The 23,843-nt window shown below is 63.0% G+C and carries 27 protein-coding genes; 15 read left to right on the forward strand and 12 right to left on the reverse strand.

Going from position 1 to position 23,843, the window contains the following annotated elements; translation table 11 throughout:
- The first annotated feature begins 44 nt into the window (after positions 1-44).
- Positions 45-1,217, forward strand: a complete 1,173-nt coding sequence (locus INP52_RS06920) for a M20/M25/M40 family metallo-hydrolase (RefSeq protein WP_194370290.1) — start codon at positions 45-47, stop codon at positions 1,215-1,217.
- Between the two features lie 124 nt (positions 1,218-1,341).
- Here INP52_RS06920 and INP52_RS06925 read toward each other — a convergent pair whose 3' ends face one another.
- Positions 1,342-1,569 (reverse strand): hypothetical protein, encoded by a 228-nt coding sequence (locus INP52_RS06925; RefSeq protein ID WP_194370291.1) that lies wholly within the window; start codon positions 1,567-1,569, stop codon positions 1,342-1,344.
- A 225-nt stretch (positions 1,570-1,794) separates the two neighbouring features.
- On the opposite strand from INP52_RS06925, the gene INP52_RS06930 reads away from it, so the two are divergent.
- Positions 1,795-2,664, forward strand: a complete 870-nt coding sequence (locus tag INP52_RS06930) for a LysR family transcriptional regulator (RefSeq protein ID WP_194370293.1) — start codon at positions 1,795-1,797, stop codon at positions 2,662-2,664.
- Between the two features lie 223 nt (positions 2,665-2,887).
- Here INP52_RS06930 and INP52_RS06935 read toward each other — a convergent pair whose 3' ends face one another.
- Complete coding sequence (locus INP52_RS06935; RefSeq protein WP_194370295.1) at positions 2,888-3,139, reverse strand: twin-arginine translocase TatA/TatE family subunit; 252 nt, start codon at positions 3,137-3,139, stop codon at positions 2,888-2,890.
- A 231-nt stretch (positions 3,140-3,370) separates the two neighbouring features.
- On the opposite strand from INP52_RS06935, the gene INP52_RS06940 reads away from it, so the two are divergent.
- From INP52_RS06940 to INP52_RS06975, 8 genes are all read left to right on the forward strand, one after another.
- Complete coding sequence (locus tag INP52_RS06940; RefSeq protein WP_194370297.1) at positions 3,371-3,778, forward strand: PTS sugar transporter subunit IIA; 408 nt, start codon at positions 3,371-3,373, stop codon at positions 3,776-3,778.
- A 2-nt stretch (positions 3,779-3,780) separates the two neighbouring features.
- Entirely contained in the window at positions 3,781-4,635 is an 855-nt protein-coding gene (locus INP52_RS06945; protein WP_194370299.1) for a sugar phosphate isomerase/epimerase family protein, read from the forward strand.
- A 22-nt stretch (positions 4,636-4,657) separates the two neighbouring features.
- The gene (locus INP52_RS06950; protein ID WP_194370301.1) at positions 4,658-5,131 is read left to right on the forward strand and encodes a PTS sugar transporter subunit IIB; all 474 of its coding nucleotides are present in this window, start codon (positions 4,658-4,660) and stop codon (positions 5,129-5,131) included.
- A gap of 36 nt (positions 5,132-5,167) precedes the next feature.
- Positions 5,168-5,947 (forward strand): PTS mannose/fructose/sorbose/N-acetylgalactosamine transporter subunit IIC, encoded by a 780-nt coding sequence (locus INP52_RS06955; RefSeq protein ID WP_194370303.1) that lies wholly within the window; start codon positions 5,168-5,170, stop codon positions 5,945-5,947.
- The gene (locus INP52_RS06960; protein ID WP_194370305.1) at positions 5,931-6,752 is read left to right on the forward strand and encodes a PTS system mannose/fructose/sorbose family transporter subunit IID; all 822 of its coding nucleotides are present in this window, start codon (positions 5,931-5,933) and stop codon (positions 6,750-6,752) included. The genes INP52_RS06955 and INP52_RS06960 overlap by 17 nt, the downstream gene beginning before the upstream one ends.
- A gap of 8 nt (positions 6,753-6,760) precedes the next feature.
- Positions 6,761-7,459: a transaldolase family protein gene (locus INP52_RS06965; protein ID WP_194370307.1), complete on the forward strand. Its 699-nt coding sequence runs from the start codon at positions 6,761-6,763 to the stop codon at positions 7,457-7,459.
- A gap of 69 nt (positions 7,460-7,528) precedes the next feature.
- Positions 7,529-8,179 (forward strand): transaldolase family protein, encoded by a 651-nt coding sequence (locus tag INP52_RS06970; RefSeq protein ID WP_194370309.1) that lies wholly within the window; start codon positions 7,529-7,531, stop codon positions 8,177-8,179.
- Positions 8,180-8,191: 12 nt separating this feature from the next.
- Positions 8,192-9,304, forward strand: a complete 1,113-nt coding sequence (locus tag INP52_RS06975) for a glycerol dehydrogenase (protein ID WP_194370311.1) — start codon at positions 8,192-8,194, stop codon at positions 9,302-9,304.
- 18 nt (positions 9,305-9,322) lie between these two features.
- Here INP52_RS06975 and INP52_RS06980 read toward each other — a convergent pair whose 3' ends face one another.
- Positions 9,323-10,078, reverse strand: coding sequence for a GntR family transcriptional regulator (locus INP52_RS06980; RefSeq protein WP_194370313.1), 756 nt, complete (start codon positions 10,076-10,078; stop codon positions 9,323-9,325).
- Between the two features lie 111 nt (positions 10,079-10,189).
- Positions 10,190-10,606, reverse strand: a complete 417-nt coding sequence (locus INP52_RS06985; protein ID WP_194370314.1) for a hypothetical protein — start codon at positions 10,604-10,606, stop codon at positions 10,190-10,192.
- A gap of 128 nt (positions 10,607-10,734) precedes the next feature.
- Here INP52_RS06985 and INP52_RS06990 point away from each other — a divergent pair, with 128 nt between their 5' ends.
- From INP52_RS06990 to INP52_RS07005, 4 genes are all read left to right on the forward strand, one after another.
- Entirely contained in the window at positions 10,735-11,655 is a 921-nt protein-coding gene (locus tag INP52_RS06990) for a substrate-binding periplasmic protein (RefSeq protein WP_194370316.1), read from the forward strand.
- Between the two features lie 5 nt (positions 11,656-11,660).
- A complete protein-coding gene (locus tag INP52_RS06995; protein ID WP_194370318.1) occupies positions 11,661-12,311 on the forward strand; it encodes an amino acid ABC transporter permease in 651 nt (216 codons plus the stop codon).
- Between the two features lie 275 nt (positions 12,312-12,586).
- The gene (locus tag INP52_RS07000; RefSeq protein ID WP_194370320.1) at positions 12,587-13,666 is read left to right on the forward strand and encodes a 6-phosphofructokinase; all 1,080 of its coding nucleotides are present in this window, start codon (positions 12,587-12,589) and stop codon (positions 13,664-13,666) included.
- 303 nt (positions 13,667-13,969) lie between these two features.
- A complete protein-coding gene (locus INP52_RS07005; protein ID WP_194370322.1) occupies positions 13,970-14,407 on the forward strand; it encodes an ABC transporter ATPase in 438 nt (145 codons plus the stop codon).
- A gap of 35 nt (positions 14,408-14,442) precedes the next feature.
- Here INP52_RS07005 and buk read toward each other — a convergent pair whose 3' ends face one another.
- The 6 genes from buk to INP52_RS07035 form a co-directional block, all read right to left on the reverse strand.
- Positions 14,443-15,570 carry a butyrate kinase gene (buk, locus tag INP52_RS07010; RefSeq protein WP_194370324.1) on the reverse strand — a complete coding sequence of 376 codons (1,128 nt, stop codon included), beginning with the start codon at positions 15,568-15,570 and terminating at the stop codon, positions 14,443-14,445.
- A gap of 2 nt (positions 15,571-15,572) precedes the next feature.
- Complete coding sequence (locus tag INP52_RS07015) at positions 15,573-16,571, reverse strand: phosphate acyltransferase (protein ID WP_228478431.1); 999 nt, start codon at positions 16,569-16,571, stop codon at positions 15,573-15,575.
- A gap of 13 nt (positions 16,572-16,584) precedes the next feature.
- Complete coding sequence (locus INP52_RS07020; RefSeq protein ID WP_194370327.1) at positions 16,585-16,821, reverse strand: acyl carrier protein; 237 nt, start codon at positions 16,819-16,821, stop codon at positions 16,585-16,587.
- 53 nt (positions 16,822-16,874) lie between these two features.
- Complete coding sequence (locus INP52_RS07025) at positions 16,875-17,294, reverse strand: Zn-ribbon domain-containing OB-fold protein (RefSeq protein WP_194370329.1); 420 nt, start codon at positions 17,292-17,294, stop codon at positions 16,875-16,877.
- Between the two features lie 12 nt (positions 17,295-17,306).
- Positions 17,307-18,596 (reverse strand): thiolase family protein, encoded by a 1,290-nt coding sequence (locus INP52_RS07030; protein WP_194370331.1) that lies wholly within the window; start codon positions 18,594-18,596, stop codon positions 17,307-17,309.
- A gap of 196 nt (positions 18,597-18,792) precedes the next feature.
- Entirely contained in the window at positions 18,793-19,434 is a 642-nt protein-coding gene (locus INP52_RS07035) for a TetR-like C-terminal domain-containing protein (RefSeq protein WP_194370333.1), read from the reverse strand.
- 92 nt (positions 19,435-19,526) lie between these two features.
- Here INP52_RS07035 and INP52_RS07040 point away from each other — a divergent pair, with 92 nt between their 5' ends.
- Complete coding sequence (locus INP52_RS07040; RefSeq protein WP_194370335.1) at positions 19,527-21,167, forward strand: PucR family transcriptional regulator; 1,641 nt, start codon at positions 19,527-19,529, stop codon at positions 21,165-21,167.
- A 47-nt stretch (positions 21,168-21,214) separates the two neighbouring features.
- Here INP52_RS07040 and INP52_RS07045 read toward each other — a convergent pair whose 3' ends face one another.
- Both INP52_RS07045 and INP52_RS07050 read right to left on the reverse strand, forming a co-directional pair.
- Positions 21,215-22,189 (reverse strand): flavodoxin family protein, encoded by a 975-nt coding sequence (locus INP52_RS07045; protein WP_194370337.1) that lies wholly within the window; start codon positions 22,187-22,189, stop codon positions 21,215-21,217.
- A gap of 352 nt (positions 22,190-22,541) precedes the next feature.
- Positions 22,542-23,456 carry a hypothetical protein gene (locus INP52_RS07050; protein ID WP_194370338.1) on the reverse strand — a complete coding sequence of 305 codons (915 nt, stop codon included), beginning with the start codon at positions 23,454-23,456 and terminating at the stop codon, positions 22,542-22,544.
- Positions 23,457-23,843 lie beyond the last annotated feature (387 nt).

A 23,843-nucleotide genomic window follows, 5' to 3' on the forward strand; every position in this document is an offset into this window, starting at 1 on the left:
AGGTAGGGTAAAGAAAAGACACCCGTAAGCCAGACGGAGGAATCGTGGACGAGAGGATCAAAGAGGTCGCATCCGCCTACGCCGCCTCGTGCGTCGAGGAGGAGCTCGACCTTCTCCGCACGCTCGCGCAGATTCCCGCGCCCTCCCACCACGAGGACGCCCGCGCCCGCTTCGTGCGCGAGTGGCTCGTCTCCCAGGGGGCCTCCGACGTGCGCATCGATGACGCGAACAACGTCATCTTGGTGCTCGGGGCCAAGAGCCGAGAAGACTACGCGGTCTTCTCCGCCCACACCGACGTCGTCTTTCCCGACACCGATCCCCTCCCCCTCGCGGAGGACGCCGAGCGTCTCTACGCCCCCGGCGTGGGAGATGACACGGCAAACCTCGTGGGGCTCCTCTTTGCGGCGCGCTGGTTTCTGAAGAGGCGCCCGCGCCTCGCGCGCCCCCTCCTGGTGGTAGCAAACTCTTGCGAGGAGGGCCTGGGCAACCTTGCCGGGACCCGCGAGCTCTTCCGGCAGTACGCCGGGCGCATAACAGAGTTCACCTCGTTCGACCTCTACCTGGGCATGCACGTGACGAGCGCCGTGGGGTCGCACCGCTGGCGCGTGCGCTGCACCACCGAGGGAGGCCACTCCTGGGAGAACTTCGGACGTGACAACGCGATCGAGGCCCTCTGCTCCTTCATCGAGGATCTCTACGCGCTTGAGCTGCCCACCGAGGCCAAGACGACCATCAACGTGGGGCGCTTCGTAGGTGGCACCACCGTCAACGCTATTGCCGAGGAGGCGAGCGTGCTCGTGGAGTACCGCTCGGCCTCCGAGGGGTGCCTCGAGAAGATGTACGGCAAGTTCGTGGTGCTCGTGGAGGAGCACCTCAAAGAGAAGACCCGCATCGACGTCGAGCTCATCGGCCGCAGGCCCGCGAGCGGCGGCTTGGTTCCTGCCGGTCAGGCAGCCCTGGTCACCCAGGCCGACGAGGCGCTGCGCGAGCTGGCGGACGTCAAGCCCATCCACGTGGAGTCGTCCACCGACGCCAACATCCCGCTCTCCCTGAGCATTCCCGCCCACACCGTGGGCGCCGTGGAGGGCGACCTTCTCCACACCCGCGAGGAGTGGATCGAGAAGGCGAGCCTGCCACGAGGTCTCGCCGTCATCATGGCCCTCATGCTCTCCCATGTCGTCGAGCTGCCAGGGGCAACCGAGCTGCCGGGGGCATAGGGGGTTCGGACAGCCCCGGGCGCGACCGTGGGCGCGGGCCCAGGCGACCACCGAACGACATGAAAAAAGGAGCCCGTGGCTCCCCTCTCCGTATGGCGCATGTCCACTCCCGCGCGCGCCGGCCCTAATGGGCCTGAACGCACTTGACCAGCACGGGAGCCTCGTCGTGATTCTCCGTGTGCAGAGAATACCAGCGATCGACGTCGTGAAACAGCATCTTGGGGCTGTCCGCGCAGAAGCGACGCTCGTGGTCGTCGAAGAGCGCGCGGTACTCGCCGCTCATGAACCAGCCGTTGCGGCAGGCCTCGAGCACCTTGCGCTGCGAGCGACTCATGTCCTTGATTCTTGTCATAGCAAACCTCCTCTCTTCTCTCCCCTCTTTATGAGGGCTTCCCACACTCTACCCACCATGTGGCGCGTATTCTACCAGATGGTTGGTTTGAGGAGAAACCCTTACAACTCCGAAACGGGGCGTAACGGCCCGGTAAGGTATTCGAAAGAACTCTGCAAGGTCCCTTCTCTCCCGTCTTTTCCGACATACAATTTCTCTATGGCAGAAGCAGGGAGGGGGATCTCTTTGAATCTTAAGCAGCTCGGATACTTCGTGGCCATAGCCGAGGAGGGCCAGATCACAGCGGCGGCGAAGAGGCTTCACATCTCTCAGCCGCCGCTCTCCTACGAGCTTGCCCAGCTGGAGCGCGAGCTCGACACCCAGCTCGTGAAGCGCGGCCCGCGCGGCACCGCGCTCACCGAAGCCGGAAAGCTCCTCTACGAACGTGCGACCACCATCCTCGCTCTGGCCACGGCGACCACCCGCGAGGTCTCAAGCCTCGGCAAGGGGATGACCGGCACGCTCACGCTCGCCGTGGCGAGCTCGACTGCCGGGCGCGCCCCCACCGCTCGCCTCGCCGAGCTGGGCGCGCACTACCCCGGGGTCGCGCTCGAGGTGCGCGAGGGGTCGGTGAGCGAGGTTCTCGAGCTGGTGAGCAGTGGCATAGCGGAGGTCGGCGTGGTGAGGACCCCCTTTGCGAGCCAGGGGCTGCGCTGCCGCTACGCCCCCGCCGAGCAGCTCGTGGCCGTCATGCCCCCGAGCTTCGAGGTGGGCGGCGAGCTCTCGGTCACGCTCGCCGACCTCGCACGGGTGCCCCTGGTCTGCGACCGGCGCTGCGCCGAGGCCGTGCGGCGTCTTCTCGCCGCGCGCTCGCTCGAGGCCTTTGTTGCCTGCCTCACCGAGGACGCGCGCACGACCTGCGCGTGCGCGACCGCGGGGCTGGGCGTGGGGCTGGTGCCCGCTTCGCTTCTGCGCATCTGCGACACGGGCGACCAGTTTGTGAAGGCTGTTGACGAGAGGGACCTGGAGACGCGCGCGGCCGTGGTGTGGAAGGCCGACCGCGCGCTCTCCCCGCTCGCCGAGCGTGTCGTGGCCCTTCTCGGCGACCTGTCGTAGTCGAAGGCTCGCCTCGCGCTCCCCAGGCCGCGACTCCGGGCCCCGGTCCCCTGCCCCGCCCCCGCGTGGGAAGCTTTTTGCGTGCGTCCCCTCCGGTATCTGAGTTATTGCTTCTTCCGGAGAACCACAGGCCACCCTCTCGTACCTTCGCAAAGGAGGCCCCCGGACGGGAGGAGTCCGGGGGCAAGGGAAGGAAGGGCGCACGGGAAAGACGAGAGGGGCGCTACTCGGCGTCGCCCTCGTGGTCGGAGACGGCCTGGGAGACATCGGCCTCTTGGCCGGAGACGGCCTGGGAGACATCGGCGGAGGCCGCAGCCTCGGCAGGGGCGGGCTCGCCGTCCTCCATGCCCTCGCGGACGTTCTTGACGGTCTTGCCGATAGTGGCACCAAGCTTTGGAAGGTTCTTGGGACCAAAGACCACAAGGACCACGAGAAGGATGATGGCAAGCTCGGGAACGCCCATGCCAAGGATCATGAGAGGTGCCTCCAGACGACGTACGCTTCGTACGCCCTCGATGCTAGTCCCTCCCATGTGATAAGTGAAATACATATACGAGGGCTATGACATTTATAAAATGTATGGCAAAGACCTTCCTCGCCACAAAAAATGACTCTTGACACTCTCCCCTATTCTGTTCATAATAATATTGTCATGCGACATTATATCATGACACATAATGAAATAAGAAAAAGGAGGGTGATTTTATTGGCTCACGTTGTCCTCGCCTCGCACGGGCGTCTCTCCGAAGGCATGCTCAATGCGCTTCGCATCATCTTGGGGGAGCTGCCCAACGTCACGACGCTGTGCGCCTATGTTAATGAGAGCGTCTCCCTCAAGGCCCAGGTTGATGAGGCGCTTGCTTCTGCTCCCGCAGGCGAACATCTCATCGTAGTGACGGATCTCTTTGGAGGAAGCGTCAACAACGAGTTCATGACCCGTCTGTCAGATCACGACTTCACCCTTGTGAGCGGCATGAACATGCCCCTACTCGTAGAGCTTCTCTCCTGCGGGGACCCAAGCCCCGACGACGTCAGAAACGCCGTCTCCACATGTGCCCAGTCAATTCTTGTCTGCAACGATCTGGCAGACCCAGAGGAAACGGAGGAGTTCTAGCCATGAACCTTCGGAGTCTCATACCCATGAACATAGACTTTAGATACTTCGACCTCGAGTTCTTCTTCAAGACTTGCGCAGACCTCGACCTGCGGCAGGCAGAGCTATGGCTGTGCCCCCAGCACTACCTCATCAACGGCCAGTTCTCCGAGGACCCTGCCCGCCTTCAAAGTCTCATGAGGGAATACGACGTCCAGATTGCCTGCCTGTGCGGCGAGCAGAACAACCCCAAGCCCAACAACATGGCAGCACGTGGCGAGCTCCTCATACACAACACCACATCTTATTTCAAACGCGTCATCGATCTCGCACAGCTCATCGGTTGCCCCAAAGTCCTCGTTACCCCCGGATGGAACTACTACGACGAGACCGTCGAAGACGCTCGCGAGCGCAGCGCTCGCATGCTGCGCACCCTTGCCGACTATGCGCACGGGCGAGACGTGACGCTCGTGCTCGAGAGCATCTGGACCAAGGCCTCCCAGGTAGCTCCCACCATCGAGAAGATCGCACTGCTCAAGGAGAGCGTCGGAAGCAACAACCTCAAGCTCACGCTCGACCTGGGGGCCATGAGCGACGCGAAAGAGACGGTTGACCAGTGGTTCTCCGCCTTCGGCGCGGACGTGGCACACTGTCACTTCGTCGACGGAACCCCCACGGGTCACATGCCCTGGGGTCACGGCTCCCTGGACATGCTCGAGCTTCTTCGGTCCTTTGATCGCAACGACTATGAGGGGGGCTTCTCCCTCGAGTACGTACACCCCATGAGTTTCAAGGAGCCCGAGCTCTTCACGAGAGAGACAAGGGATCTCTTCGAGAGGTGCCTCAAAGAGCTGCACCCACGATCTGACGAGAGGTAAGCCGTAAGGAAAGGAGTTCCCCATGATCAAGCTCTGCAGAGTGGACCACCGGCTGCTTCATGGACAGGTCGCGTTCTCCTGGAGCCATGCGCTCGGAGTCGACGCCATTCTCGTCGCGTCCGACGCCGCAGCCGCAGACCCCATCCGCATGAAAGCGATGAGGCTCGCCAAGCCCGTCGGCATGAAGCTCGTAATCAAGAGCATCGCGGACTCCATCGCAGCCATCAAGAGCGGTGCCACCGACAAGTACAAGCTCCTCATCGTCGTCGGCAGCGTCGCGGACGCCACACGCCTAGTAAAAACATGTGGGATTTCTTCGCTCAACCTAGGTGGGACCGAGAAGAACAAGAGCACGACCAAGTCGCTCGGCATCGCCGTGCACCTCAGCGACGAGGAGCGCAAGATCATTCGACAGCTGATTCGAGACGGAATCGAGGTGGAAGTCAGACAGGTAGCAAAGGACAAAAAGGTCGTTCTTGCCGAGGAGGACCTCTAGCCTCGGTCCCACGCCACACATTTCTAAGGAGGGACGATGTTACTACAGGCACTACTTATCGGACTCATCGTGTTCATAGGCAAAGCCGACTACTTCGTCGGCACGGCCCTGCTCGGAAGGCCCCTCGTCTTGGGAGCCCTCGTCGGACTAGCGCTGGGGGACGTCAGCACGGGCATCATCATCGGATTTCAGCTCGAGCTAGTCTTCATGGGAATGCAGGCGATAGGAGCCTCAGTCCCACCCGACATGATCGTGGGATCGGTCCTGGGGACCGCCTTCGCCCTCACGACCGGCAACGGCATCAACACAGCAATCACTATCGCCATGCCCGCTGCGGTGCTCTCCGCCTTTGTCGTCAACCTGTTCTACGGTGTCATAACCCCCATCATGGCCCGTTCGGCCGACAGGTTCGCTGAGCAGGACAACGACCGCGGCATCACTGCGATCTTCCTTGCCAACGGCTTCCTCTTTGACGTCACCTTTGCCATCATCGCGTTCGTAGCCTTTCTCTTTGGGGGCGACGCCGTCTCCGCACTCGTGGCAAGCATCCCGGCTTGGCTCACCACGGGCATCGCCATCGCGACCGGCATCCTTCCCGCGCTCGGCTTCGCCCAGCTCGTGACCATGATCGTCTCCAAGCAGACCGCCGTCTTCCTGCTGCTCGGCTTTTTGCTGGCGGCCTACCTCAAGGTGCCCATCCTCGGCATCGTTTGCTTTGCCATCGTGATTGTCGGCGTCCTGATGATGGCGCACATCTTTATTCCCTCGCAAAATCGCTCACTTGAGACGGAGGCTGACGATGACAACGAGTTCTAGCGAGAAGAAACTCAGCAAGAAGGAACTCTCGAGCATCTTCTGGAGAACGTTCACCACCTCGCATGCCTGGCACTACGAGCGTCAGCAGCACCTGTCCTTCTGCTTCGCCATGATTCCGACTATCAAGAAGCTCTATGACAAGCCCGAGGATCGCATCGCGGCCTACAAGCGCCATCTCGAGTTCTACAACTGCCAGACGACCATGCAGCCTCTCATCACGAGCATCGTCGCAGCCATGGAGGAAGAGAACGCCAACAACGAGGAGTTCGACACGTCCTCGATCAGCTCCATGAAAGTCGCGCTCATGGGTCCCCTCGCGGGAATCGGAGACTCTCTCATCGCGGGAACCCTGCGCATCATCGCGACGGGCATCGTTGGCGGCTTGTGCATGGGCGGGAGCATCCTAGGCCCGATCCTCTTCCTCGCCCTCTACAACGTTATCACGATTGCCTTGCGCTACCTGGGCGTTAAGTACGGCTACAACCTCGGTGAGAACATCATCTCCCAGGTGTCTGACGCGAGCGTAATGCAGAAGCTAACCGCCGCGCTCTCGATCGTCGGCCTCATGGTCATCGGGGGCATGATCGCCACCAACGTCGTAGTCACCACTCCCCTTGCGTTCGACCTCAGCGGTACGGCCTTCTCACTCCAGGAGACGCTTGACTCCATCTTCCCGGCCCTCCTGCCCGTCGGAGTGTTCGCGGGCCTCTTTGCCCTCAATAAGAGGGGTGTCAACGTTCTTGCGCAGATTATCGGGATCATGGTGATCGGCGTTGTGCTGGGCATCTTCGGAATCCTTGGATAGGAGTATGTATGCTTGAGTTTTGTCTTGATACGGGCGATCTCGACATGGTAAGGAAGGCTAGCAAGATATATCCCCTCAACTGCTACAGCATGAACCCGAGCATCGCAGTCAGATGTCTCAAGGGCACGGGAAAGTCTTTCATTCAAAATGCCCTGGACATCCGTGAGGTCATCGGTGAGGATGTGCCCTTCTTCCTCGAGGCCATGGGAGATACGGCTGAGGAGATGGTCGAGGACGCACAGGCCATGGTCAAGGCGGTGCCCGGTAACACCCTCGTCAAGATTGCGGCATGCCCCGAGGGCTTCAAGGCCATTCGAATGCTCTGCGAGCTGGAAATTCCCACATCCTGCACCGCAATCTATACCTTCAATCAGGCCATGCTCGCCGCAATGGCCGGCGCCTCCTACGTCGCCGTGTACGTGAGCCGCCTTGACAAGAATGGCGGAAATGGAATCGACGTCGTCCGGCGGATCAAGCAGGCGTTCCTTGGCCATGACATCAGCTGCGTCGTCAGCGCCGCCTCGCTTAAGACACCTCTTGCGCTACAGGAGGCCATCGAGGCCGGTGCCGATAATGTCACCGTGGACCTCGACATGCTCGACGCACTCGCTGTCCACCCCATGACCCAGAAGACCCTCGAGACCTTCAAGTCCGACTGGGAGGGCCTGTTCGGGAAAGGGATTCGCATAGCAAATATGGTCGACTAGAGGCGAGCTCGCCTCGTGATAGGACCTCGCTCTTCAAAGGGCGAGGTCCTTCTTGAAAGAAGGCCACCTATGATTGAGCTCTGTCTGGTCAGCATGGATCCCGAGGAAATAAGATGTGTAACGGACGTCTACCCCTGCAACTGCTTCGCTGATAACCCTACCGTTGCCGTCCGTGCACTTGAGAGCGCCGATACTTCCTTCTTCGAGCGCTCCCGCGAGGTAAGATCGCTCGTAGGAGATGACGTCAAGCTCTATCTCGAGGTGATGGGCGACACCACAGACGAGATGGTCTCCGACGCGCAGCGAATCGTCGCCGAGGTGGGCGGAAACACACTCGTGAAGATACCTGCCTGCCAAGAGGGTTATCGCGCCCTCGAGCGCCTCCGCGAACTGGGCATCCGTGCCTCCTGCACAGCCATCTTCGATGTTGGACAGGCGCTTCTCGCCGCACGGGCGGGTGCAGTGTGCGTCGCCGTCTATGTGAGCCGTCTCGACCGACAGGGTTCGAGCGGACTGGGAGTCGTGCATCAGATACGCGCCGCCTTCGACCTGCATGACATCGACTGCATGGTGTGCGCGGCCTCGCTCAAGACGGCGTGCGACGTCGAGCAGGCCCTTCTCTGCGGAGCCCAAAACGTCACGGTCGACCTAAGCCTGCTCGAGGTAATGGCGTCCTCGCCTTTGGGTACGTCATCCGTAGGTTTTACTCAATCCAAATAGGAAGGAACCGCCATGCGCACGTGGGGATCCGTCGGACACTATCTGCAGGGACCGGACGTCATCGGTGAGGTCGGACGCTACGCAGGTCTCTTTGGCACGTCACACCTCTTTGTCATCGACTCGTTCGTACAAGGGCTTCTGGGCAAGCGGCTCTTCTCATCCTATGAGGCTCGTCCCGAGTGCTCTCACGAGACGGTGCTCTTTGAGGGAGAGATCTCGCGTACCACAATCGCGGACATTGAGTCTCAAATCTGCGGAGCTCCCGACGTCATCGTAGCCGTAGGGGGCGGCAAGGTCATCGACGTGGCCAAGATGCTCGCTGCGAAGCGCAAGGTGAGCCTCGTGGTCTGCCCGACCATCGCGGCGACAGACGCCCCCACAAGCGCGATGTCGATTCTCTACACCGACGACGGCACAATGAACGACATCGTTATCCACACCAAGAACCCTGATCTTGTCCTTGTTGACACTAGGGTCATTGCCAATGCACCCGTGAGGTTTCTCTCGGCGGGAATCGGCGACGCGCTCTCAACCTACTACGAGGGCCTCTCGAACGAGAAGACGGGCCATGCCAACTACGTCTGGTGCGATACTGAGTCGGGGACTCAGACCCTGGCCGGCCGCGCTATAGCGCAGCAGTGCGCCGCCACGCTCGAGCGCGATGGCGCGTCGGCCGTCCAGGCCTGCCGAGAGAATCTCGTGACCCCCGCCCTCGAAAACGTTGTGGAGGCGAACGTTCTCATGAGCGGAATCGGCTTCGAGAACGTGGGCTGTTCGCTCGCGCACGGCCTCGGCAACGCCATGACAGTCGTTGCTCAAGGCGTGCGATCCCTGCACGGCGAGCGTGTGGGGTTCTCGACGCTGAGCCTGCTCGTTGCGGAGGACTATTCCTCAGAGCACATCGAGAGGGTGGCCAGGCTCTGCGTGTCCTGCGGCGTGCCCACAACGTTCGAGGAGCTCAACCTAAACCCCAGCGAGCAGGACCTGGAGATGATTGCCGATGCCGCCCTCGCCGCAGAATCGTGGGGAGCGAGCCCCGTGCATCTGCGCCGTGGCGAGGTTGTGGACCTCATGAAAGCGACCGACGCGCTCGGATGGAGTGTCCGAAAGGAGATGGGCGCGTAGGTCCGGCTCCGTCCTGGCCTACTGCGTGACGATTCGACCGTCCTGAGAGATGACGAACCTAAACGAGGCCCGGTCGCCCCTCATCACTGACTTCGAGTAGTGAAGGGGCGTCCCGGCCTTGTCTCTTGTTATCTTATAGAGAATGTAGAGTGGAGATCCCACGATGCATGAGAGCAGGCGTGCCTCGTCCTCTCGCGCCGTAGAGACATCGATGGTAAGCTCCTCGACCCCAAGCTTGAGCCCATAGTGCTCAGAGAGCAGCTGATAGAGACTCATGTCCTCGCCCAGGTCCTCAAGAAACGTGGGAAAGAGTTGGCCAGACACGTAGACAAAGTCGATTGCGATGGGGATGGTCTCCTCAAACACGAGGCGCTTGACCAGCGAGACGGGAGCCCCCTCGTCAACTTCGAGCAATGAGGAGAGCTTTGCGTCCGCCGCGAGCCTGCTGCGCTCGAGCACGCGTCGGGGGCTCTTCCCACCCAGGTCAGAGAAGGCATGATAGCCAAAGTTGTTGGGTGACCCTTTTTTTATGACACGCTTGGGAGCAGAGACGAACGTCCCACGGCCGCGCAGGCGATAGACCAGCCCCTCGTCAACGAGATTCTGAACGGCCCTGCGCACGGTAATGCGGCTCACATCATAGAGCTCGCACAACTCAAACTCGGTGGGAAGCTTGTCACCAACGCCAAGGGCACCCGAGATAATCTGCTGTCGTAACCCCGTTTCGACCTGTGAGTAGAGCAGGTCAGGATGCGTGTCATCATTCGAAATCATATGGGCTCCCTCTCGCAAGGGCGTCCCGCGCCCGTACCGTCTTATACTATGATGACATGATACATAGACGTCCCCCTGTATGAGCAGGGGAACGTGGCTTTCACAACACCCCTACCGCAGCGTCTCGAGCTTGTCGACGGCCACGCGCACCCGCCGCGTGGTCTCTTCCACGCGATCTGCAGCGTCATCGATCTGAGACTGGACCAGAAGGTCGGTGAGGACGTTGTCGAAGGCGATGTCGAAGAGAGCCGCAAGGTCGGAGATTCCCAGGTCGAAACCATGAATCTCACGCACGTCCCCAAGCTCGCGCGAGAAGGCGGCAAGCTCCTCGCGGGCTGCGGCGAGGTCCCTGCGGGCGTCGCTCAGCCGCGCGTGCTTGACGGCGCTCGAGATGAGCCCGCCGCCGAGGATGTCCCAGACGCCCCAGCGCTTCGCCGAGTCGAGCGACTCCTCCGCCTCCTCGAGCGCCGCGAGCGCACGGCGCCCCGCAGAAAGGGCCTCGGCCACTTCTCGGCTTCTCTCGTACATGCGGGCCTCCCCTGATGCCACCTGCCTTGTTTTCTGCCATGCTAACACGCCCGCATTGCCGCGCGCGGGGCGTGCGCGGGAGCTAGAATGCGGTAAGGTACCCCGATCACAGGAGGAGAGCGCGCGCCATGAGCCACCGCAACAAGCAGGTTCCCTTCACATCCAGCCCCGCCGGGCACCAGGCGATGACCCGCCGGGGCTTCCTGACGCTCGCGGGAACGGCGTCCGCGCTCGCGCTCCTGGGGTGCGAGAAGGACTCCGAGCCCTCCGGGGACACCGGCACCACCGACGCCGCCTCGGGCGACCTCTCCGGCGCCAAGCTCACCTTCGTGGGCGACGACGCCTTCGCGCCCTACCGCTTTGTCGAGGTCGCCGATGACGGCAGCCAGAAGGTCGTGGGGCTCGACGTCGCGGTCGCGGACGAGATGGCCAGCCGCCTCGGCTTCACCTACGACTTCGAGCCGCAGGACTTCTCGGCGACCCTCGCGTCACTTCAGGGCAGCGACACGTCGTTCACCATGGCCATGTCCTCCAACCCCGAGCGCGAGCAGACCTACGACTTCACGCGCGGCTACTATCAGCCCCTCGTGGGTGTCTTGACCCTGGGCGACAAGATCGAGAGCGCCGACGCCCTCGCGGACCTCTCCATCGCCTGCACCACCGGCACAGTCCAGAACAAGTTCGTTCTCTCCGTGGCTCCGAACGCCGACATCCACACCTACGACGGCGGCGACCAGTGCCTCCAGGAGGTGCTCGCCGGACGCATCCAAGCCTACGTCTGCGACGGTGCCGAGGGCATCGCCATGCAGGCGGCCAACCCGGACACCACGATCGGCTTTCTTCCCCGCACACAGACAAGTGACTACGTGGGCGTCTATCGCATCATGGCCAAGAAGGGCGCCCCCTTCGTCTCCGCGTTCGACGCCTGCGTGGGCGAGATGCTCGACGACGGCACCCTCGACGCCCTCATCGCCCAGTGGGTGGGCGAGGACTTCGTCTGGGGCGGCTCCACCGCAGACGCGGGCACGAGCACGGTGAGCGCGAGCTAGCCGCCATGAGCATGAGCTTCTCGCTGATAGAGCCCTACCTGCCCCTGTTTAGGGGAGGCGTGGTCGTGACGCTCGAGGTCACCGGTGCCTCGCTCGTCCTGGCGTTCGCCCTCGGCGCGCTCATCGCGGTGCTCAAGGTGCTGCACGTGCGCGCGCTGAGCCTCATCCTGGGCCTCTACACCTCGCTCTTCCGCGGGATTCCGCTCATCGTCTTGCTCTTCATGGCGTACTTCGCCACGCCGCAGCTCACGGGCTACAAGATCTCGATGTTCGCCGCCAGCGTGCTCACGCTGGGACTCAATGGCTCGGCCACCGTCTCCGAGACGCTGCGCGGCGGCATCGAGGGGGTCGACCGGGGGCAATACGACGCCGCGCGCGCGATCGGGCTCACCTACCCTGCCATGATGGTGCGCGTCATCATCCCACAGGCGCTGCGCTCGGTGGCCCCCGCCCTGGTGAACGAGGTCATCACGCTGCTCAAGGGCACGTCGCTCGTCGCCGTGATCGGACTGGCGGACGTGATGCGCACCGCCCAGGGCATCCAGGCGATCACCTATCGCGCCTTTGAGCCGTTCGCCGTGGCCGCCGTCATCTACTACGTCATCGTGATGGCGCTCGCCGCGCTCGGGCGCGCGCTGGAACGTCGGCTGCGCTAACGATCGCGCACGTGCCTGCGCCGGATTCACCCGAGGTGAGCGCGCCGCGAGATTCGTGGGAAGTGAGCGAGAAGGGCGCGAGATTTGCGAGAAGTGGGTGCTTCTCCGCACTCACAACCGAGAAATCCGGTGCGTCAGGCGCTCACTTCCTACTATTCAAGCACACGGAGCGGGCGCGCACAGCGCTTCGGTGCGCACCTCTTTCGATTCCGGCACCTGCGCCGAAGCCCGCGCGCGATAATGGAGTCTCTCATGTCAAAGCGAGAGGGGTACCCATGCTCAGAATAGGCCTGCTCACGAGCGGCGGCGACTGCCAGGCGCTCAATGCCACGATGCGCGGCATCGTCAAGATGCTCTACAAGAACGCCTCCGAGCCCGTCGAGGTCTACGGGTTCGAGGACGGCTACCAGGGGCTCATCTACGAACGCTACCGCCTGATGGACTGGGCGGACTTCTCAGGCGTCCTCACGCAGGGCGGCACAATCCTGGGCACGAGCCGCACGCCATTCAAGCTGCTCGACGTTCCCGAGGCCGACGGCGTGAACAAGGTCGAGGCCATGAAGCACACCTATCACAAGCTCAAGCTCGACTGCCTCTTCATGCTGGGAGGCAACGGCTCTACCAAGACGGCCAACCGCCTCGCCGAGGAGGGGCTCAACGTCATAGCGCTGCCCAAGACGATCGACAACGACACCTGGGGCACGGACATGACCTTCGGCTTCCCCAGCGCCATCGACGTGGCCACCCGCTGCATCGACGACATCCACACCACGGCGAGCTCGCACGGGCGCGTCTTCGTCATCGAGATCATGGGCCACAAGGTCGGATGGATTCCCCTGTACGCAGGCGTGGCCGGCGGCGCTGACGTCATTCTCATCCCCGAGATTCCCTACGACATGGACAACGTGGTAGCCGCCATCGAGGAGCGCGAGAAGAGCGGCGGGCGCTTCGCCATCGTCGTGGTGGCCGAGGGAGCGATCTCGCGCGAAGAGGCGGCCCTGTCCAAGAAGGCCTACAAGAAGAAGGTCGCCGAGCGCGTGAAGCCCTCCGTGGCCTACGACATCGCCGAGGAGATCGCCGCGCGCACCGGCCGCGAGATCCGCGTCGCCGTCCCCGGCCACACGCAGCGCGGCGGCGCCCCCGACGCTCAGGACCGGATCTTCGCGACCCAGTGCGGCGTCGAGGCGGCGCGAGCGTGCCTCGACGGCGAGTTTGGCGTCATGGTCTCCCAGCACAACGGCGAGATGCGCCTCGTGCCGCTCGAAGACGTCGCCGGCAAGCTCAAGTACGTCGATCCCAAGAGCGATTTGGTCCGCGAGGCCAAGCTTTTGGGCATCAGCTTCGGCGACGAGTAGGGCAACTTGGACTTGTCAATAGATTTCTGGCGACACCCCGAGTAGCAGAAAAAGGCCAGGCCTCTAGCCTGCGTGTTCTCCTTTCAGGAAACGCCGCTACTTGAGATACCCCGTCAAATCTATTGACAAGTCCCCCTTTGCCCCTGAGACGGGCCCTTCGGAGGGGATTTTTCCGAATCATGTGCCGCCCACACAAGCTGACGTCGCATCCGGCGCGCTATTTTGAGGTTCCTCACGTGGCAAAGGCCAGGTGCGCGTTCTAGGATACGTGCGACACAACCCTCTTTGGCAAGGGAGCCGCACATGTGCACGTGGAGCCGTCAGCTTATTCTGCAGGATGTCATCTTGGCCCTGGTCATCAACACGAGCGCGACGCTGCTCACGGGAACTCCACTCGCATGGTCCACGTGGTACCCCTTCACCTGCGTCGCCTTCATGACTAACGTCATTGCCCAGCTGCTTTTGCCTGCGGGCTCCTGGGCCCACACGCTTACCTCTGCCTTGGGAAATGCAAGCTGGCGGATCTATGCCCAGATATTCTTGGAGAACCTCGTCTTCGTCACGATCATCTCTCTTATGGAGGCGTTCACACAGGTGGGTGTCGCGGGCATGCTCGATGCGTGGTGGCCGACCTACCTCTGGCTCGTGCTCATCGGCTACGTGACCTCCGTCATACTCTATCTGGCGTTCAAGCCGCGCAGCACGACGTACGAAAAAACGAGGAGCACCGAGCTCAAGTAGCCTCGGCACTCCCCCTCTCGGTCTCGCTCTGGTTCTCAGACTTCGTCAGCGAATCCCGTAAACACCGGAATCCCCGTGTAGACACGTGCCTGCTCCTCCCCGTCCAGCACGCGACAGGCACCCGCAGCCATTGCCTCAAGCTCGAACTCACCAGGATAGGCCGTGACCGGCGCTATCCAGTCACATCTGCGTCTGATGTCAGCGACCAGGCCCTTGTTCCTCACCATGCCGCCTCCCAGGAGAATCCCGTCCACCCGACCTTCAAGCGCACAGGCCATCGAGCCAATCCCCTTGCAGATCTGGTAGACCATGGCGTCCCACGCGCGACGGGCGGGGACGTCACCCATGGCGGCGCGCTCACTCACCTCAAGTGCGTCCGACGTGCCGAGCAGATCAACAAAGCCGCCCGCTCGGGTGCAGAGAGCGCGCACGTCAGCCGCGTCGTGCTCGCCAAGGTAGTCGAGAAGGTCGACCACGGGCACCGCTCCGCAACGCGTCGGCGCCATGGGCCCTTCGCCACCCACGATGTCGTAGCCGTCCATCATCCGGCCGTGCCGATGCGCCGAGATCGATATCCCGCCCCCGATGTGACAGATGACGAGGTTGCACTCCTCGTAGGGACGACCGAGCGTGCACGCGTGGCGAACAGCGGTCTCCTTGAGGTTGAGCGCATGAAGGTGCACGTGGCGGTACACACCCCGTATGCCCGTCATGCGTGCGAGGTCGCAGAGTTCGTCGGTGTCCGGTGGGTTCACCACGAAGGCCGAGCGTCCCCCCGCCCGCTCCGCGAGCTCGTGAGCGAGCTGGCTGCCAAGCTGAGCGGGATGCTGGACGCCGTTGACACCCATGCGCGCGTCGCGCAGCAGGAGGGCATCCACGACATACGTACCGCCCTCGATCGATACCAATCCCCCTCCGCGCCCCACGAAGGCGTCAATCGAGAAGAGCTCGATCTCATGAGCGTCGAGCGCCGACAGAATAGTCTCCCGCCGGTAGGGCAGCTGCGCCGAGATGCTCTCGAACTCCGCGAGGCGTGCGGCGGAGTGCGAGACGTTCTCCGAGAAGACGCACGCGTCCCCCTCGAAGAGACCGACCTTGGTCGAGGTGGAGCCGGGGTTGACAGCGAGTACGCGCCACGCGCGTTCCGTCCCCTTGCCTGCCACGGCTACCGCGCTCCCCGGGCCTGGGCGCGCACGCAGCTCATGACCACGTTGCCCACGATTTCGGAGACCGGGGCGGAACGCGAGCAGTCGCAGACTATCTTCTTAAAGCCCTGGAGCATGGGTCCGTAGGCGTCGGCGCGGGCGAGGTTCTGGATGATTTTGACTCCGATGTTGCCAACGTTGATGTCCGGCCAAATCACGATATTGGCGCGTCCGGCGACGTCGCTTGCGCGGCGAACCTTCTTGGCGGCCACGTCTGGACGAACGGCCGCGTCGAACTGAAGCTCCCCGTCGATCTTGAGGTCCGGCCGGCGCCCCTGGGCAAGGTCGCGAGCAGCACGGACCTTGTCCACGAGATTGGACTCCTCGGAGCCGTCGGTGGAGTGGCTGAGCAAGGCGCAGCGCGGCTCCCAGCCCGTGAGGGCCTCCACGGTGTCGCAGGTAGCGATGGCTATGGAGGCGAGCTCGGAGGGATCGGGGTCCACGCACACGGCAGAGTCGCCAAAGGCGAGAAGGCCTCCCTCGCCTCCCTCCCATCCGGGGACGTCGGCAATGCCGCAGGAGCTCACGACATCCACTCCAAGATCCAGGCCTACGATCGTCTGGGCAGCGAGGATGATGTCGCCCGTGGCCGAGGAGATGCCGGCAAAGGTCACGTCCACGTCACCGAGCACCTGCATGATGAGCGCGTGCTCGAGGGGGCGCGTCATGCGGCGAGCGACGCCCTTGGCCTTATAGGGGCAGTCGGGTCGCGCGAGGTAGCGCGCGGCGACGCGTGCGTTCTCTTCCTCGTCGGACACGTCGATCACCTCGACGCCCGCAAGCGAGATGCCGCGCTCCTCGGCCAGTCCGCGCAGGACCTCGCCCTTGCCCACGAGCATGCACTCGGCGAGGCCGGCAGACGTGAGCTCGGCCACGGCACGCATCATCGTCTCGTTGTCGGCCTCGGGAAAGGCGACGCGCTGCGGGCGCCAGGCCGCTCGCTCGCGCAGGGTCTGCATGAGGTCCACGGGACTACTCCATCTCGTCGGCGACGCGCTCGACGAGCTCCCCGACGGTCTTCATGGTCATGACCTCACGGATGGGGACCTCGGCGTCGAGCTCGTTCTCAATCATCGACGTGAGCGCGATCATCTTCATAGAGCCCTTGCCGAGCTCCTCGAAGGTGGTCTGGACGGTGATGCCGCCGTCGTAGTGATAGGCGGAGGCCGCAAACTCGGCGACCTTGGAAAGAATCTCATCGTGGGACATGGCGGTTCCCTTCTCATTTGAAATATAATGTGACGCGCCAGGACCATGAGCCCCTAGTCGAGCTCGAAGCAGAGTTCCTTATAGCTAGGACGGTCAATGACGCGAGCGTGGACGCCCACGGTCTCGTGCGCCATGAGGCGCGCGCGAATCTGGGGGGCGCTCTTCTTGCTGATGCCAAAGATCACGTACGTGTACTGGGGCCCCTCGTCGAGCTCGACCGCCCCGTAGGCATACTTGCCGACCTCCCTGAGATAGGGCTTGTCGTTTTGAGGGCCCGGCACCATGAAGTCGATGAGACGCCCGTGGCCCGAGACCTCGCACCACTCGGTCTCGTGATACCCACAGGCGTTGCAGGCCAGGTGCGGAGGGAACTCGATGGCCCCGCACTCCTTGCACCGACGCCCGTAGAACTTGTTCTCTTCGAGTCCCTCGTAGAACCTCTTGACGATGGGCTCCATCTGATCAAGTCTCATGCTGTGCCTCCTCTAGGCCTCAACGGTGCGCAGGATCTGGCAGCGCACGTTCTGCGAGCCACCGAATCCCCTCAGGAACGTGGTCTGGGGAATCTGGGCCATCTGAGTGGCGCCCGCCGCGCCGCGCATCTGCTTGACGGCCTCGTAAATATCGGCGAGTCCCGAAGCCCCATGCGCATGACCGAAGTTGCATCGACCGCCGTGCGGATTGATGGGCTTGTCGCCGTCATAGGCCGTGCGGCCGTCGATGGCATAGCGCCAGGCCTCGCCGCGCGGGAGGTAGCCGCACTCCTCGGCGGAGGCTATCTCAGAGGCGAGAAAGAAGTCGTTGCACATGAAGAGGTCAATCTCGTCCGGCGAGACGCCCGTAAGCTTGTAGACCTGCTTCGAGGCGATCGAGGTCGCCCAGTGCTCGTTGTGCACGAGCCCGGCCTCGACGGCGGAGGCCCCGGTGCCCAGAACCTCCACCAAAGCGTGAGGGACGCCTAGGGCGCGGGCCTTCTCGGTGGGCATGACCACGAGAGCGGCCGCGCCGTCGCACTTCTTCTCGAAGCCGGTGACGCGCAGATACTGCGTGACGCGCGGGTTGTAGACACTCTTGAGGTACTCGTCGGCCGAGTCCATCCCAACGGCTGCGGCGTCCTGCTCGATCGTGGTGTCGTACCAGCCGAGCGGGTTGGCCACGGCACCACGTCGCAGCGACTTGGTAAGACCGTTCAGCGCCTCGTCTATCTGCTCGGGCGCGAGGTCGTACTGCATGGAGTACTCGTTGATCCAGTTGTCGAAAGACACGCCGAAGGCACCGTCGAGGGGACGGCCGTACGCGCGGTCGTAGATCTTGTCCAGCGAAGGAATCATGACCTCAAGCGGAAAGTCCTGACGAACGTGAGACGGCATGTGCTCGACGGGCAGCGTCGAGGCCAGATCGACGGCACCGGACAGCACCACGTCGTAGGTGCCGGACGCCACGGCCATGACGGCTTGTTCGAGTGCCACGTAACCGGTGCAGCACGCCTCGGAGTGGTGGACGGAGCCCTTCCCCCGCATGCCGAACCAGTCGGCAACCTGCATGTTAGGTGTGATGGAATCGCTGATGAGATAGGGATTTGCAGCGCCATGGTAGAAGAAGTCCACGTCACGTGGCTCCAGGCCAGCGTCGGAGATCGCCTCGAGGGCGGCGTAGCCAAAGGCCTCTCCCTCCCCCATGCCCTGGGTCTCGGGGTGCTCCTCGAAGTCCTTGAACGGGGTGCAGCCCACCCCCACGATGGAGACGGAGCGCATGTTCCTTCCAAGCTTGACCATAGCATCACATCCTTTTTCGAACGGATTAGATCTCTCACAAGATGCTAGGAAAAGCGTCCGCGTCCCGGAAGAACACCAGCGACCCTTGCGTGTCCTCGAGTGAGACAAATTGACAATGATTGTTTCTTATCGCAGGTGAACGCTCTGAGAAGCACATGATGATGCGAGGGGGCGCATGCCGCTTGCGGCAAGAACCCTACCGCTCGGCCCAGTCGTGACCCTCGTCGCCAAAGGGAGAGACGGGATGCGTGCGCACGTTCTCCTCGTCGAGGAAGAACGGGGCGTAGAAGAGGCGATTCAGAATTCCCGCCACGACCTCCGGGGCCACGTCGGGGCGCTTCTCGAGCCAGTACTGGATCGTGTTGTGGTGGCCCGCCAGCACGAAGGCAAGATAGAAGTCGCGATAGACCTCCGACCCCTGAACCTCGCAGAGCCGCTCACGGAAGTGGTCGTGCATGAGGATTGTGGCCTTGTGCACGAACTGCGGATCTCCGTGGGGACCGTTCAGAGCCACGACCTTGTCGCGACGCTCGTGGAGCAGCTCCATGCGACGGACCATCGTGGGGGTGGGGTCGAGCTCGGACTGGCTGAAGCGCGCTTTGAGCGCATAGCTGTTGATGTCGTGCATATTGGCCAGAAGGTCCGTCTCGAACCCCTTGACCACGGCGTCAACGCTATCAAAGCGTCGATAGAAGGTCGAGCGGGAGATTCCCGCCAATCGCGTGACGGCCGCCATGCGGATGTCGGGGATGTCAGTGCTCTCCATGAGCGAGAAGACCGCGTCCTCGACGCGCACGTCGACGGCGTCTCGCCTGTCGTCGTGGCCCCATGCCGTCATCGTGTGTCCACCTCTCTTGTTTCGTCTACCATTGTCGGATACCCGGCCAACCGAGAAGAGCGTTGGCGTGCTTGGAAGGGAAAGGTGGCGTTGTGGAGGTTCGCGAGCTCATCGCACGTCTGCCCGAGGGAGCCGTCGGCCCCCTGTGCGACCTCGAGCCGGGTGCGCATGTTCACAGCGTCGAGCTCGTCGAGCGCGCGAGGAGCATGACCCGCCCCGACGTGCTCTACCTCCTTCCCGCCACGGAGCCCCTGGACCTCACCCCCGGGCAGCCGGTGCTCAACTGCGTGCTGGTGGGGCCTGGGTCGATGGCTCCCGATACCGTCGCTCCCGAACGCCTGAACCTGCTGCACTCTCGCACCTTGACCGACCCCAGCGAGCTCTACGAGCGGCTCCAGGACCTGCTTGCCACAGACGATGCCGTCTGCCGGGCCACGGAGCGGCTCGTAGCTGCGCTCACCTCCGACCGGGGCTTGCAGTACCTGGTTGAGGAGGCCGCCACGGTGCTGGGCAACCCGCTCGCAGTCGTAGACCCGAGCTACCACTACGTTGCCCGGGCTGGCTTCGAGGTCTCCCCCGACGATAACTCCCCCTTCGCGCGCGTCACGCGCGAGGAGCTGCGCTACGGAACCATCCTCGAGGACGGCGTGGACTACATCTCGGGGGCGGGCATCGATGATGAGCTTGCGCGCACGCGGGGATCCATCGCGCATCGCAACGAGCTTCTGGATATGGACACCTTGATGCAGCAGGTAATGGTGCACGGCGTCTGCCTCGCACGCGTAATCCTGCTCGCGCGCACCCGAACTCTGAGCCCCGTGGACAGCCTGGTCTTCTCCCGTCTTGTACCCCTGATAGGGCAGGAGCTCCAAAAGGGCGAGGTCTTTACTGCGGGGAGCACGCAGATGGGCGCCTACTTTCTGAGTCGCCTCCTCGATGATGCGCATCCCAGTGCGTCTGCGACCCAAAGGCACCTCGAGCTCCTGAGCTTCAAGCCTCTTTCCACGCTCTTCATGCTCTGTCTGCGTCCCCGCGTCGGCACGCTCGACACCTGCACGACATCGAGCATCGAGCAGCAGCTCCAGCCCTTGCTCGTACACAGCCTCGTCACCTTGCACGAGGGGAGTCTTGTGGTTCTTGTCAGCCGCAGCAGCGGTCCCTCCCTCACGACCCTGGACAAGAGGACCCTGCGCGCCGTGGCAACGACCAATGACCTTCTCGTAGGGGTAAGCAACGCCTTCGCCGACATCTGCGAGGCGCGACGCTACCTCTCTCAGGCGCGGGCGGCGTCCCGCTATGGCTCGACCTTTCCCAAGGTTCTTGACGACGACGGGGTCTATCACTTCTGCGAGTATAACTATCTGGAGATGCTTGACCTGTGCAGCGAGCACAAGAACCTGCTCGACTACTGCCACCCCGCAATCGAGACGCTCTGGAGACACGACAGCGAGCATGGCAGCGAGCTCGTGGAGACGCTCTTCGCCTATCTGCAGAACGGATGCAACACCGCCCGCACGGCACTCCTGCTGAGCATCCACAAGAACACGCTGCTCTATCGTCTTGGTCGCATCCGTGAAATAACCCACAATGACCTGACCTCTGGTGAGGACCTCTTCTTGTTCCAGCTCTCGATTCGCGTCCTGATCTTCCTCGATCTGCTCGAGCCCCGAACACGCCCACGCACGAGCGGGGACTTGCGCGCTGCCCCTAAAGACAAGCACGCAAGTCGTTAGCGCACCTCGCCTTACTTCCCCGCGCTCACGTCCTCTGAGGACCGCTCCTAGGCACGCTCGATCTCGAGCGTGGGGAACTCCATCTTCGCATAGCGCTCCATGAGAGGCTTGACCTCGTCAAGATGCAAGAAGAAATCGTCGCGCGTCTTGTTGATCTCGTTGAGGTGCTCGGCGCGAGCGGCGTCATTGTTGCGGTCACGTATCAGGCCGTTCTCCGCGACCTTGAGCTTGGGACGACCGGTCGTCTCATCGATCGCAAGGTCGCCGCCGGCACCGCACACGGCGCACTCCCAGGGGAACTCGATCCCGTCCCAGTGCTTGTCTCCCGGATAGATGAGTGAGCTGTGGCAGTTGGGGCACACGCCGTCGTCCGCATCCCCGAGCCAGCCACGCTCCTCGACCGGCGTCTGGATGGCGCGCACGATGTTCTCGCCCATCTTGCGGGCGCGCGGAAGCTGGTCCTCCCAGACAAGGACGTTACCTGGCCGACCGTTGCGCTGCGCGAGAAAGCGGTCGACCACCGTGAGAGACATGGTGAACATCGTGGCCTGCAGGCTCTCAAGGGCGAGCGACTGCCAGTCGTGCATGGAGCCGCCCACGGAGATGAGCCCCGCCACGGTGTGGGGATTCTCCTCGACTGCTCCGATGGCAAGCAGGAACGAAAGCTCGTAGGCGAGGAAGCGCTGAGCGAAGCGTATGTACAGCGAGCTGGGGACGAGATCGTAGGTGGGAGCCGCAAAAATGATGCCCTGACAGGTTTGCATCTCGGAGACGAGGGCGTCCACGTCGTCCTTGTCCTTGAGGACGCAGCCGTGATACTCCTTCTGCAGACCGGCGCCCACCTTGCCCATCTGCATCGTGCATCCCTCGCAACCGGTGCAGGGAAGTATGTTGTAGTCAAAGAGATTGACGAGCTCGACCTCGCCGCCGGCCTCTTGGACCGCGCAGAGCGCCTCCTTGGCCAGGATCTCCCCGTTGCCCCCATGACGCCCCGCACAGACTGCCATAACCTTGAAAGACATCGTCGCCCCTCTCCCGAGCATCTGGCACGGACCCTCCGCACACACTATTGATGCTAGGACGGAGCAGATGGGCGTTCACCGTTTGCGGAGACGACGCTTGGGGCATGGGAACGCCCCGCTTCGTGCACACGGACAAAGTGGGGCGCACGGGTTTCTCGGGAAGTGAGCGTGGTGCGGCAGCTGCGCGGGTTTCTCGAGAAGTGAGCGTGACGCGCGCGGGACTGAAGGGAAGTGAGCGTCGGGGGGCGCTCACTTCCCGCTATTCAGGTGCGCCGGGCACTTACTTCCCGAGAAACCCGCACGGCACTCACTTCCATGAAACCCCGTGTCAAGCGCTTTCTCGCCACGGAGGTCACCGTACGAACGTCGTGTCTATACGCTCAAGCTCGTTCCACAGGGCAGCGCGGGCGGAGCACTCGAGCCGGGCGCGCTCACGCGAGAGCCTGCGCACGGCCAGCCCCAGGTCATCTCTTATGATCGAGAAGAGCCCGTCCATGAAGTCCAGGTCGTCGTATTGAGCCTTGCGAATGGTGTAGTCCTTGTAGCCGTGCGCCTCCAGTTCGTTTCTTCGCAGGTCATCCTCGTCCGCGTGATCCTCGTCATCATGCCAGCGCCCCTTGTAGTCAAGGGCGATGCCCCTGAACGGCATGCGCACGCCAGGCTCGCTCCGCGATCCCAGAAGCAGGAGGTCGGGCTTGCGGGTCCGCAGCTGACGCACCTCGGCCGATATGCATTCCAGCTCAAGGGGGCTGTTGAGCACGACCTCGCCCAGCCGGTAGCCACCCTGGGAGAAGCCCCGCGTCGCACGCAGGAAGAGCCGTGCCTCCATTGGAGAGGCCGCCTGCTCGCAGATATCAGCCAGGGCACGGCGGACCGGACGGGTTCCCCGTGCCGGCCCGAGCAGGTCGAGGAAGACGCCCACCTTCTCGGGCGTCACCAGGGGACGGGCCCTTTGCACGAGCCCCTTCTCCACAGAGGGGTCGATGGCATAGAGCCCACAGAGCTCGTCAAGGAGCATCACAAGTTCGAGGTGCGTGAGACCCTCGGACATCTGGGCGCACAGCAGGAGCGGAGAGGCGCTGCGGACGCCGGGCGCGAGCTGGACGAGCGCGCCTGCAGGAAGGGATCCGGTCAAAAGGTGTGGCCGCACCGAGCGCGAGACGTGGCGGCCGGCGCGCTCCGAGACGAGAACGTCCACGGGTCCGTCAAGGGCGGCGAGCTGTGGGCAGCATGCCCTCGCCCGCTCCAGTTCCTCGGGCGAGGGCATGCGACCCGGGATATCCGTGGGGCATGAGGCGGCCATAGCGAGGTGACGAGGGAAGTAGGGTCTTCTCATCACCTCGAGGGCCGTGGTATGTGAGAGCACGATGTCCATGGCACGAGGGTAGAAGCACGCGGACAGGTCCCGGGGGACTTTCTCAGAAATCCCTCTCCGGATCTCTTCGCTGGCTTACCGTTGCCTTACGAAAAGGGCCTTCTTGGGGTCCATGCTACCAACGATCTTGTCTACGCGGGATTCAGGAGAAGTGAGCGCGGAGTGAACCAGCGATACGCCCGGAGTGCAGGTTTCCCGGGAAGTGAGCGCGGTACGCGCGGGACTAGAGGGAAGTGAGCGTCGGGGGGCGCTCACTTCCCGCTATCCAGGTGCGCCGGG

The sequence above is a fragment of the Thermophilibacter immobilis genome, from assembly GCF_015277515.1.
Taxonomy (GTDB): domain Bacteria; phylum Actinomycetota; class Coriobacteriia; order Coriobacteriales; family Atopobiaceae; genus Thermophilibacter; species Thermophilibacter immobilis.